The sequence below is a fragment of the Bacillus sp. DB-2 genome (genome assembly GCF_003315125.1).
In the GTDB taxonomy this organism is placed as follows: Bacteria; Bacillota; Bacilli; order Bacillales; family Bacillaceae_G; genus Bacillus_A; species Bacillus_A mycoides.
In genome coordinates this window covers 21,007-33,226 of the sequence record NZ_QNRN01000016.1, presented here as the reverse complement: position 1 = coordinate 33,226, position 12,220 = coordinate 21,007, and the positions used below count along the sequence as shown (strand labels likewise).

13 protein-coding genes and 1 pseudogene are annotated in these 12,220 nt (G+C 34.8%); 5 read left to right on the top strand and 9 right to left on the bottom strand.

Annotated elements, in window-relative coordinates:
- Positions 1–99: 99 nt before the first annotated feature.
- Positions 100–1,488 carry a class II fumarate hydratase gene (fumC, locus tag DET63_RS23945; RefSeq protein WP_002035171.1) on the bottom strand — a complete coding sequence of 463 codons (1,389 nt, stop codon included), beginning with the start codon at positions 1,486–1,488 and terminating at the stop codon, positions 100–102.
- Positions 1,489–1,678: 190 nt separating this feature from the next.
- On the opposite strand from fumC, the gene DET63_RS23940 reads away from it, so the two are divergent.
- Positions 1,679–2,389 carry an SDR family NAD(P)-dependent oxidoreductase gene (locus DET63_RS23940; protein WP_113938063.1) on the top strand — a complete coding sequence of 237 codons (711 nt, stop codon included), beginning with the start codon at positions 1,679–1,681 and terminating at the stop codon, positions 2,387–2,389.
- 7 nt (positions 2,390–2,396) lie between these two features.
- Positions 2,397–2,786 (top strand): MerR family transcriptional regulator, encoded by a 390-nt coding sequence (locus tag DET63_RS23935; RefSeq protein WP_080019756.1) that lies wholly within the window; start codon positions 2,397–2,399, stop codon positions 2,784–2,786.
- 40 nt (positions 2,787–2,826) lie between these two features.
- Here the strand turns inward: DET63_RS23935 and nhaC are convergent, their stop codons facing one another.
- From nhaC to DET63_RS23915, 4 genes and pseudogenes are all read right to left on the bottom strand, one after another.
- Positions 2,827–4,230 (bottom strand): Na+/H+ antiporter NhaC, encoded by a 1,404-nt coding sequence (gene nhaC / locus DET63_RS23930; protein ID WP_002086402.1) that lies wholly within the window; start codon positions 4,228–4,230, stop codon positions 2,827–2,829.
- A 395-nt stretch (positions 4,231–4,625) separates the two neighbouring features.
- Entirely contained in the window at positions 4,626–5,285 is a 660-nt protein-coding gene (locus DET63_RS23925) for a class I SAM-dependent methyltransferase (RefSeq protein WP_002168696.1), read from the bottom strand.
- Positions 5,286–5,397: 112 nt separating this feature from the next.
- Positions 5,398–5,487: pseudogene (locus tag DET63_RS30810) on the bottom strand (TIGR03943 family putative permease subunit); the annotation flags it as partial.
- Positions 5,488–5,690: 203 nt separating this feature from the next.
- Positions 5,691–6,002, bottom strand: coding sequence for a DUF3784 domain-containing protein (locus DET63_RS23915; RefSeq protein ID WP_113938062.1), 312 nt, complete (start codon positions 6,000–6,002; stop codon positions 5,691–5,693).
- Positions 6,003–6,168: 166 nt separating this feature from the next.
- Between DET63_RS23915 and DET63_RS23910 the strand changes: the two genes are divergently transcribed.
- A complete protein-coding gene (locus tag DET63_RS23910) occupies positions 6,169–7,134 on the top strand; it encodes a DMT family transporter (protein ID WP_113938061.1) in 966 nt (321 codons plus the stop codon).
- Between the two features lie 16 nt (positions 7,135–7,150).
- Positions 7,151–7,822 (top strand): GntR family transcriptional regulator, encoded by a 672-nt coding sequence (locus DET63_RS23905; RefSeq protein ID WP_002030983.1) that lies wholly within the window; start codon positions 7,151–7,153, stop codon positions 7,820–7,822.
- Positions 7,823–7,874: 52 nt separating this feature from the next.
- Here the strand turns inward: DET63_RS23905 and fbpA are convergent, their stop codons facing one another.
- Positions 7,875–8,045: a Fur-regulated basic protein FbpA gene (gene fbpA, locus DET63_RS23900; RefSeq protein ID WP_113938060.1), complete on the bottom strand. Its 171-nt coding sequence runs from the start codon at positions 8,043–8,045 to the stop codon at positions 7,875–7,877.
- Positions 8,046–8,238: 193 nt separating this feature from the next.
- Positions 8,239–9,138 (bottom strand): cation diffusion facilitator family transporter, encoded by a 900-nt coding sequence (locus DET63_RS23895; protein WP_113938059.1) that lies wholly within the window; start codon positions 9,136–9,138, stop codon positions 8,239–8,241.
- Positions 9,139–9,406: 268 nt separating this feature from the next.
- Here DET63_RS23895 and DET63_RS23890 point away from each other — a divergent pair, with 268 nt between their 5' ends.
- Complete coding sequence (locus DET63_RS23890; protein WP_113938058.1) at positions 9,407–10,480, top strand: beta propeller repeat protein; 1,074 nt, start codon at positions 9,407–9,409, stop codon at positions 10,478–10,480.
- 40 nt (positions 10,481–10,520) lie between these two features.
- Here DET63_RS23890 and DET63_RS23885 read toward each other — a convergent pair whose 3' ends face one another.
- Together DET63_RS23885 and DET63_RS23880 are read right to left on the bottom strand one after the other, a co-directional pair.
- Positions 10,521–11,618 (bottom strand): DUF4179 domain-containing protein, encoded by a 1,098-nt coding sequence (locus DET63_RS23885; protein WP_113938057.1) that lies wholly within the window; start codon positions 11,616–11,618, stop codon positions 10,521–10,523.
- Positions 11,615–12,181 (bottom strand): sigma-70 family RNA polymerase sigma factor, encoded by a 567-nt coding sequence (locus tag DET63_RS23880; RefSeq protein WP_088292890.1) that lies wholly within the window; start codon positions 12,179–12,181, stop codon positions 11,615–11,617. The genes DET63_RS23885 and DET63_RS23880 overlap by 4 nt, the downstream gene beginning before the upstream one ends.
- Positions 12,182–12,220: the final 39 nt, after the last annotated feature.

The window sequence follows — 12,220 nt, the reverse complement described above, 5'->3', positions numbered from 1 at the left end:
GGATCACTACCCTTTGAGTGCAGTTAATTTCTCACAAAGAATTAAAAATGAATATCAAAAAAAGCCAAGATTCTAAACAAAGAACCTTGGCTTTTTCTATTATTCTTTCGGAGCAATCATTTTTTTCGGATCTACAATCTCATCAAATTGCTCTTCTGTTAGTAGTCCAGATTGCAATGCTGCTTCTTTTAAAGTTAACCCTTCTTTATGGGCATGCTTCGCAATTTTCGCGGCATTTTCATACCCGATATGTGGGTTTAGCGCTGTTACAAGCATTAATGAACGATTTACATTTTCATTAATTACTTCTTCATCTGCTTCAATACCAACTGCACATTTATCATTAAACGAAACGGTTGCATCAGCTAATAAGTGAGCAGATTGCAGGAAGTTGTAAGCAATAACTGGTTTGAATACGTTTAGCTCAAAATTACCTTGGCTCGCAGCAAATCCGATTGTTGTGTCATTCCCCATAACTTGTGCTACAACCATTGTTAGCGCTTCGCTTTGCGTTGGATTTACTTTCCCTGGCATAATAGAGCTTCCTGGTTCATTTGCAGGAATAATAATTTCTCCAAGACCACTTCGTGGACCACTTGCAAGCCAGCGCACATCGTTAGCTATCTTCATTAAATCTGCAGCTAATGCTTTTAATGCTCCGTGTGCAAATACAACTTCATCATGGCTCGTTAACGCATGGAATTTATTTGGTGCAGAAACAAATTGTTTACCTGTAAACAGACTAATTTCTTCTGCTACCATCTCACCAAATTTAGGGTGCGCATTAATTCCAGTTCCAACCGCAGTACCACCAATTGCTAATTCTTTCATATATGTATTGCTATCTGCAATCATACGCTCTGTTTTTTCAAGCATACGGTGCCATCCGCTAATTTCTTGTCCTAACGTTAAAGGTGTTGCATCTTGTAAATGCGTACGACCGATTTTAATAATATGTTCAAATGCAGTTACTTTTTCTGCTAATGTTTCTTTTAATTTCGTAATAGCTGGCAATACATGATTTTCTACCGCAATTACACACGCTACATGAAGTGCTGTTGGGAACGTATCATTTGAACTTTGAGACATGTTCACGTCATCATTCGGATGAATATGTACGTCAGATCCCTTTTCTTTCAAAATTTGATTACCGCGGTTTGCAATTACTTCATTTACATTCATATTCGATTGTGTACCACTACCGGTTTGCCATACGACAAGTGGAAAATGTTCATTCCATTTTTCTGCGATAACTTCATCAGCAGCTTCCACAATTGCTTGCGTCTTCTCTTCTGATAGCTTTCCTAATTTTTGATTACTAAGCGCTGCACTCTTCTTTAAAATCGCAAATGCTTTTACAATTTCAAGCGGCATATGCTCTGTTCCAATCGGGAAGTTTTCTTTACTACGTTGTGTTTGTGCTGCCCATAATTTATCAGCTGGAACTTTCATTTCTCCTAATGTATCTCTTTCAATTCTGTACTCCATTTTTTCATCCCCTTGAAAATATAATACCTACATCTCTTATATTAACAGACTTTTAATCAAATGATAAGAATTCTCACTCGTATATACAAATATTCAATATTTTTTTCATAAATTCCTCTTGACCTAAACTTAGGTTTAGGCTGTATCCTTTCCATTGTAACCTACTATAACGACACTGGAGGAATTCAAAATGAAAAAATATGCTTTCATAACAGGTGCGAATAAAGGGATCGGATATGAATTGGTTCGTCAATTAGCAGAAAAAGACTATCACGTATTTTTAGGTGCTCGTAATAAACAACTTGGACAACAAGCCGTAGAATCTTTAAATGTTTCAAACGTTTCCTATACTCAAGTAGACATTTCTAGTGCTCAATCCATTCAAGAAGCAATCAAAAAAATCCATGAAACGACTGACCACTTAGATTTATTAATCAATAATGCAGGCATAGCACTCGACTTCCATACGCTACCTAGTGAATTAAATATTGAAACTTTACGCCAAGGATTTGAAGTTAACTTTTTTGGAACATTCCAAATGGTGCAAGCCTTTTTACCATTATTAAAGAAATCAAGCAACAGTAAAATTATAAATGTAACAACTGACATGGCCTCACTAACAATGTTTGCTAGCGGTGAAACACACCCAATTAATACATTAGGATACAATTCTTCAAAAACAGCTATTAATGCTTTAACATTAGCATTTAGCAAAGAATTTGGTACTAACGGTCCAGCAATTTTCGGAGTAACCCCTGGTTTTACAACTACTGACCTAAATGGAAATTCCCCAGGTGGCCATACGACCAATGAAAGTGCTAAAATTATTATTAAATATGCATTAAGTGAAACAAACTATAATGGTAAAATACTAAATAAAGACGGCATTATACCTTGGTAATAAAGGGATGAATGATATGTATTATACAATTGGGCAAGTCGCCAAAATGCACCACTTAACTATTTCTCAAATACGTTATTACGATAAACAAGGACTGTTCCCTTTTCTTAAAAGAAATGAAAAAGGAGATCGCGTTTTTGATGAAGAAGCACTGAAATATTTAGAGATGATTTTATGTTTAAAAAACACCAGTATGCCAATTCAAAAAATAAAAAAATTTATCGACTGGTCTATGGTGGGGGAATCTACCATCCTTCAACGGTTGGAATTAATGAAACAACAGGAGACCAATGTCTTACAGCTCATTCAAGACACTGAAAAAAACTTAAAAAAGATACAACAAAAAATTGCTAAATATGAGGACGAAATAACTTCTTCAACTCCTATTATAAAATAAAAAATCACCTTCTACATATTGTAGAAGGTGATTTTTTATTTTATGATGCTTGCTTTCCTTTATCCGCATCATCTACATACCAAATGAACTTGCCTGTATATCCATAAATAACTGCTAAAATGAGTGATACGAAGCTTAGCCACATAAATGGAACGTATGATAATGTTGATACACCTAAAATACCAGCCATAAAAATACCATTATCAGACCATGGAACCATACCAGAAGTCAAAGTTCCACCTACTTCTGAGTTACGTGCTAATACGCGGCGATCTATTTTTAATTTATCATAGCTTTCTTCCATAATTTTTGGTGTTAAAATAAGTGATACGTACATCGCACAACCAAATATGTTAGCTAAAAACGCAACGATTAATGTAGACAATGTTACATTACCTGCAGAATTTAATTTCTTCTCAAATTTCGATACGATTACCTTTAGAACACCTAACTTTTCAAGTAATCCACCAAAACCTAAGCCGAAAATAATAACGGCTACTGAACCAAGCATACCATTAATTCCACCACGGTTTAATAACTTATCGACAAACTCGACACCAGATTGAATTGAGAATCCGTTATATGCTGTTCCAATTGCCTCTCCAAAGTGCATTCCTTGGAAAAGTGTTGCCCAAATTGCACCAATTAAAGCTCCCATAGCAATTGTTGGCATAGATGGTTTCTTCATCGCCAATAGCACAATAACGATTACCGCTGGAACAAGCATCCATATTTTAATATCAAAGTGCTTTAATAAAGATTCTTTTAAAAACTCAACTCTATTTAAATCTACATTATCCCCGCCATACATCCATCCAGCAACAGTAAACATAATGCTGGTAATAATATAAGCTGGAACGTCTAATACGAGCATAGCTCGAACGTGAGCAATAACATCTACTTTCGCCATAGAAGCTGCAAGAACTGTACTATCAGAAAGTGGTGATAATTTGTCTCCGAAATAAGCTCCTGAAAGGACTGCACCCGCAACAAGCGGAAGTGGTAATCCAAGCCCTTCACCTATCGCCATCATAGCAATACCTGCAGTTCCAACTGTTCCCCATGATGTTCCTGTCGCGATAGAAGTGATTGAACAAATAATTAAAGTTGCCAATAAGAATATGCTAGGGTGAATGAATTCTAATCCATAATAAATTAATGTAGGTACAACCCCACCAGCAATCCACGTTCCAATTAAAGCCCCAACTGCAACTAAAATAAGAATTGCTTCTAATCCATTAGAAATCCCTTTCGTAATTGCATCTTGCAATTCTTGATAACGAAATCCTAATCTTAATCCAAGCGCAATAACTAAAAACCATGAAATAAATAGCGCTAATTGAATTGGGAGATCAAAAATCGTTTGGAAGGAAAAGACGACAGCAAGAAATAGGCATAAAAGAATAATAATTTCTAGCATCGATGGTAATCTTACACTTTTCATTTTTTTCTCTCCTTACAAGTCGATAACATGATGTATGTAGTCTTACGTGTATGTAGTATACAATTAGCGAAGACAAAACAAAATTTTCATATTATTTCGATTTATTTTTTCAGTATAATATATTCACAACCCTTTCTATTGTAAAAGTAGATTGCGCTTTTCGCAATGAAAAATATAAAAAATGTTGTATTTTTATTTATTTAGATAAAAACACCTAATGAAATAAAACTTTAATCAATGAGGGTTTTATCCATCCCCACTAATTATTAACTCATAATAACCTTTTTAATATTTGCCTCAACAAAACTTTTTACTACCGCTTTCACCTCATATGTAATAATATATTTCCACATAAAAAAAGAGCACACATCATTTAATCGATGCATGCCCCTCTTTTATTTATACATATTTTGTATCTCTTCTTTATTTTTAAGTATTTCCGAAAACTTATCGCTACAACCTTTCGGAAATAAAACTCCAAGTCCATATGAATGCCCAAACTGAAAATGAGGGTATTTCACCTTGACCTCATCCCAAAACTTATACACACCGAAATCACCGTTTTTAACTTCAATATCATGAAATAATACAATACCGTTTTTCGCAACTTTAGGTAACCATGTTTTATAATCATGAGAAACAGCTTCATACGTATGATAGCCATCAATATGCAAAAGATTTATCGTTTCATCTTGAAACTCATCCAGAGCATCATCAAAAGTAGACCGAATTAAATTCCCTATATTCAGGTAGTTATCCCTCACCACTTTTTCTACTATTTGAAAAACCCCTTCTCCATATGGACCTGTATGCCCATCTCCAGCCCAAGTATCTACAGCAAAACATTTTGTGGCTAACCCACCATCTTTTACCCCCTGGCAAAAACTAAAAAAGGAAGCACCTAAATGCGTACCTAACTCAACTAAAGTTGCTGGTTCTTCAAATCTTACTAAATCATATGCGAAATCTAAATGCCCACTCCACGCAGATTGTGACCGAATAATAGGACTAAATTTTTCAAATTCAAACGATGGTTTATGAGTAACCCAGTTCATCGCGTATCTCCTTATACACATATTTTTAACAAACCAAATTACTCTTATCTTTATTTTTTTGGCGTCGCAATTATGATTATATTTCATAAAAAGATGAAGAATTACTCCATTCTTATTGGGGTAAAGCATCATATACATATGGATTTGCTGGCTTCTTAATCTTCTCTACTTTACTTATTTTCACAAGTGGAAATAGCATTCCTTAGAACCAGAAGCATTGAAAAACTTAGATGAACGATATGGAGATCAAATAACTGAACTTGTATTTATCGGCATCGATATGAATCGTTCTATTAACAGAAAAAGAAATGAACCAAAACCGGAATACATTTGTTGATCCTATTCCCGCTTTTACTTACACTTCATAACAAAAAATAAAAAGGCTTCCGTAGCATGGAGCCTTTTTCACTTTGTAGTACTCTTATTTAACCGACTTGCTTTAATAAGAAACACAATTGTACCTAAAACAATTAAGATAGCATATACGATACCAACTACATCACCTATTTTTTCTAAGCCAAACGGTAATAGTATAGTAGCAACTCCGACTATATAGGAAAACACACCTGAAAGCTTCGCTAATTTATTTTTATCTCCAACAAACGTTTCTTCCTGATAGCCTGCCAACAAAAACAATCTCTTTTTCACATGTATTTGATAGCCTAAAAAAATGATAAGTAATCCAACAAATAAACAAACCAAAAATCCTGCTAGCATTTTAATACCACCCTCTCTACAATATTTTACCACGCACAAAAAAATTTTCGTCTTCACCATAAATATTTTTCATCTAATTAGAAATTTCAGTTTATTACTATTCCTTTTTGTGATATATTGCATATTGTATCCAATATATATTTTAGAAAGGAGGACTATATGTCTTATGGATCCAAATCGATTAAAAGGAATTATAATGGTCATAATCGGTGCTTGTTTATGGGGCTTATCCGGAACAGCTGCGCAACAACTATTTCAATATGAAAATGTTTCTACTGAATGGTTAGTTACAATCCGTTTACTTATATCCGGTGCTATTTTGCTCATTATGTCATCATTCGGAGCGAACAAAAAAGAAATATTTGGAATTTGGAAACAAAAGTCTGATGCAAATAAGATAATTTTGTTCGGTCTTTTAGGCATGCTTGCTGTACAGTACACGTACTTCGCTTCTATTAAAGAAGGAAACGCTGCTGTTGCAACTTTGTTACAATATTTAGCCCCTATATTTATCACTATATACTTACTGTTCAAATGGAACTTCCGTCCATCAAAAATTGATTTTATTTCAATTGCACTCTCATTAGTAGGGACTTTTCTCTTACTAACAAACGGGTCTGTTCAAAACTTAGCTGTTTCCACACCAGCTATCATTTGGGGCATTTTATCTGGATTATCACTCGCATTTTATAGTTTGTATTCAAAAGAATTGTTAGAAAGATGGTCTTCATCTGTTATCGTTGGATGGGGAATGATTATTGGGGGTATTGGTGTAACGATTTTACACTTTATTTCTACAAACGAATTCATTTTATTATCAACTATGAAATATGTAAAACTAAGTACCCTCCCGCTCATTACATTTGTCGTCATTTTCGGGACACTCATCGCATTTTATTTATACTTAGATAGCATAAGATACCTTACGCCTAAAGAAACAACATTATTTGGCTGTACAGAACCACTCGCAGCTATTATTTCTTCCGTACTTATTTTGCACGTACCGTTTCAATCTTTTCAATTATTAGGTGCTTTTTGTGTCATTGTAATGGTGCTCATATTAGGCCAAAAACCAGATGAAGAAAAACCAAAATTAAAGCTTGTTAATACGAAAAAGAAACATATACAATGAAAGGATTGAATTCACTATGCCTGTCCCTCAAAATTATAAAAAACCAGGAAGAGTTTCAGCAAAGTCACTCGTTTTAAATCAACTGCAAGATTGGATTATAGAAGGTGTTTTACGACCTGATGAAAAAATAAATGATGGGGAATTGGCAGAAGCACTAGGAGTAAGCAGAACACCTGTTAGAGAAGCTTTACAAATTTTAGAGCTTTCTGGATTAGTTGAAATGGTACCTGGGCAAAAAACGAAAATCGCGCCTATTAAGTTAGACGACGTATCTATCATTTATGAGACGATAGCTGGTCTTCACTCAATTATAGGAAAGCAAGCACTTCAAAAAGTTACAGACGCTGATATTAAACTACTTTCCGAGATAAATGATGCTTTTCAACAATCTATACATGAAAAAGATTCAAAAAAAGCTTTAGAACTAGATATACGATTTCACAATACAATTACTTCTATTGCTAAAAACCGATATATTGAACCTTTTCTAGAAAATATGCAACTTCACATTTTACGCCTTGAATATTTATTTTTCCAAAACTTCGTACCTGCAAGTCAATCTATTAAAGAACATCACTCTATAATTCAAGCACTACAAAAGCAGGATGAAAAACGAATGGAACAAATGATGTCTCAAAACTGGCTCCGTCCAATGAAAGAAATACAAAAAATAATTTCTATGAAATAATAAAGCTGGTTACACAAAAGTGTAACCAGCTCCTTCTTTAATAATCTATATGCTATGCCTGAATATTTGCGTAATCTTCAATATGCTCGTACTCTTTTTCCAATTCCTCTAAAGACAGCTCGTATAATTGTCGGTCGCGAATCTTAAACACCCCTGCTCCAATTAACTCATCAATTAAATGTCTCTTACGATTTTCAACAGCAAAACGGAGTTGAATACTCATCTTTTAAAAAACTCCTTTCTACGATCATTGAAAATGATAATCTTTATCAATTACCACTTTTGATTATAAAAGATGATTCTTAATAAGTAAAGTAATCTTATGAAATATTTACCTTACAAAGTATTTGTGGCCACATTATATATATGTATGCCACGCGAAAAATGTTATGACACTTTTTCATACCCTTTTTCTTTCATACTTTGCAAGTTGTCTCATTATGGTTAAATTCACCTTCTATTTCAACTTGAATGGTGACATGTTCTACATGAAATTTCCCTTTTAATACATCCGTTGCTTCTTTTAATACGCTTGGCGTTTCATTACCTTCGATAATAAGATGGCAAGTTAATACTTGAAAATCTGATGTTACAGACCATATATGTAAATCATGAACTTCTTTTACAATAGTAATATTTAATAATGTATTTTTCACCTCTTCAGCATCTATGTGCTGCGGTGCACCTTCCATTAATATATGAACTGTATCACGTGTTACACGCCATCCACTTATAATGACTAAAATAGACACAAGAATACTAGCAACCGCATCTGCAGCAGTCCATCCAAAAAATTTAATAAGTAACGCAGCAATAATCGCTCCAACTGAACCTAATAAATCGCCTAGTACATGTAAGAACGCACTTCTTAAATTTAAATTACCTTTCACATCTCCGCCTCTCATTAATATCCAAGCTGATACAATATTAATAAGCAGACCAAGCACAGCAATAATGAGCATTCCATTACTAGCGATTTCAACTGGTTCCTTAAAACGACGAATTGCTTCAATAAAAATATATACTGAAATGACAATAAGAACGACACCATTACATAATGCCGCTAACATTTCGACTCGCTTATACCCATATGTTTTCGCGGCCGTTGCCGTTTTTTCCCCAAGCTTGAACGCAAGTAAACTTAAAGCTAAGGATACTGCATCACTTAACATATGCCCTGCGTCAGACAATAGTGCTAAGCTATTTGTTACAAATCCGCCAATAACTTCAGCAATCATAAAGCTTGTTGTTAATAAGAAGGCAATTAATAACGCTTTTTTATTTTTTGAATGACCGTGATCATGTGAGTGTCCCATACAAATGCTCCTTTAAGTGCAATATCTGTATGTTAGTATGAAACACATTCCCTATCTTTATCCCCCATTAACGCCCGATAGTGAATGCTACTAATCCGTAAAAGATGAACAATACCCCACTGATTAAAGTTTCACTTTATCCCGCTTCCTCTGTATACAAACTTCGCTACTTTTCAAACAAGTCCTTTTTCTCAACTAAAAACAAGACTACTTCTTTTTTATTTTCATATTGTTTACTAATGAAAGAATTTTTAAGGGGGTTACAAACTTGAAACGACTATTTCTTTGCATGGAGCGTGAACTTGTTGTAGTAAAAGAACAATATGGTAACTATGAAACCACATATCATTTACAAAATATGCAACCTACCTGTATTGTGGTTGATCCATTCCAAACAAATCGTGTATATTGCGGCACATTTGGACGAGGTTTATGGCTAAGTGACGATGGCGGGGATTCATGGAGACCAATTGGAGATTCATATCGTTACTTTGATTTCCCTAAAGAGGATGGTATTTTACACTCTTCTATTACTTCTATAACGATAAGCTCAAATGAACAAGTTAACGGCTACGGCGTCGTTTATGTCGGCACAGAACCGAGTGCTTTATTCCGTTCAGAAAATGGCGGTGAAACGTGGACTGAACTTAAAAATATGAAATCATTATTATCTTCCTATACGTGGGCTTTTCCGCCTAGACCTTTTACACATCACGTACGCTGGATTACAGTTGATCCAAACAATCCAAATACACTCCATGTTTCAATCGAAGCTGGTGCTGTTATTCAAAGTAATGATAAAGGGCATACATGGATTGATAAAAAATTCGGTGCTCCTATCGATGCTCATCAATTACTCATGCACCCTGAAGCCCCAAATCGCCTTTATGCATCATGTGGTGACGGATTTATGGGCGGACCTGATCGCGCATATCTTGAAAGTTATAACAGTGGAAACAGCTGGATCTCATGTAGTGACGGACTTGAGCATCATTATTTATACAGTATGGCTATCGATCCAGCTGATTGTAATACAATTCTCGTTTCTGCCGCACCAAGTGCCGACCTTGCTCATCACCGTATTCCTTATGAATCTTATATTTATCGGAAAACGAAAGATACTCCGTTCGAGCAAGTGCAGCAAGGACTACCATCTGCAATTGGTACAGTCATTTCAATGTTTGCTACAAATCCAGCCGAACCACATACGTTTTACACTTTAAATAACAATGGCATCTTTCAATCCACTGATAGCGGTGAAACGTGGGAACAACTAAACATTACATGGAAAGAGGAATATAAAACGCAGCATCCGCATGCGTTACTCGTTACTAGTTTTTAACGAAAAAGAGACTGCCTAATGTTTTTAGGCAGTCTCTCTTTTATTTCTTTAAATCAATTACGATATCATCTAGAACAATATCTTTACTCTTCGCTTCTTTTTTCGGCACTTCAATTTTCTTCTCTTTTCCATTCACATATTCCACTCCACCATGATTTTCAGGTGTATGAACTCGCAAGTGCACACGAGGTGTAACGATAAGCTTTGTTGCATTTTCGTTCAGCTTTTGGAATGTAGCACTCCAACTACTTTTATGTGGTTCTGCTACTGTACCAGTTCCTCCATTTCCTTCACCTGCATATTTATTTCCTAAATCATCTTTTATTTCTAATTCCACATCCGCGCTATCCCATATACTTCGTAATGCCTTAGATTCTTCTTGATTGTAAAAAACGATAAAGGACATCGGGGTTACTTCCATTTTGTCTATATTTACTTTTATTAATTCATTTTCAGAAACCCTATTGAGCTTTACTTCCTTACTATCCATTGCTTTTAAACTAAGTGCGAAATTCCAATTCCCTTTAATTGATTTTTTTTCTTCGTACATATTAATTGATTCCATATTCCATCTAACATTTGCAACGTCCATTCTTTTACTACCAAGATCACTTGTTGTAGTCATACCTACATATTTTTTATCTCCTACTTTCGTAGTTTTAGAACTTCCTGCCGCACCATTAGACATGCTTACCTGTGGGGAACCAAATATGCTCGGATGCTCTCCTAAATCTTTATCACTTTCGATAGAATACGTTATCGTTACAGTTCTACCATCGAACACAGCATCATTAATTGTAACTTTAACCCCATTACTCTCTTTCGTCATATTCAATTCAGTCGAAAACTCTTTATAATTTTCATGTACCCCTGTTCTACCATTATCTAAAAATCGGAATATGTCACCTACAATTGGCAATCCCCCGGCATATGTAGGGAACCCAATACCAAGCGTTGCAACTGATAATCCTACTAAAATAGATGCAGCAGCAACACCTTTTTTCCAAGTTTTCATCTTTTTCTTCGTACGTATAGATCGTTTTAAATTACGTTTCACTTTTTCTTTTTCAATTTCAGAAGTCTCAAGTTCTTTTTCATCTATATCAATATCATTTAATAGTTCATAAATGTCTTTCATATTACACTACCTCCAAAACTAATATTCGTAGCATTTTGTTGCAGTTTCTTTTTTCCCCGGTACACACGATTATCGATCGCCGCCCTGGTTAATCCTAACTTGTCACCGATTTCCTCTGTCTTCATACCGAGAAGATATTTCATAACGAACACCTTTTGATCTAACGGTTCTAATTGATTAATAAGCTTCAATAACTCTTCCCTATCTTCCATAACGATTAATTCATCTTCTGCCGATTTTTCTGTACTAATATGAAACTCATCTGAAATAATTTCTACTGTTCTAGTCGCTTTCCGGTAATAATCAATCGCCTTAAACTTTGCAATCGCTGCAATCCATTTTTTAAAATCACTCGGCTCTCCATGAAACTTATTTGCGTTATTCCAAATGGAAAGAAATATATCATTTACACATTCCTCTATCAATCCATCATTTTGAACTGGAAGAAGTACTTTGTGCGTGATTCCTTTTATGAGTGGTAAGTATGTATCGACAACAAATTCTAGCGCATCTTCTTTTTGCCGCTGTAATCTTTTTATAAAATTTTTCTCATTTGATTTCATGTAGCGATTCCCCTTATTTTTTTGTAAAAGCTTTTACAC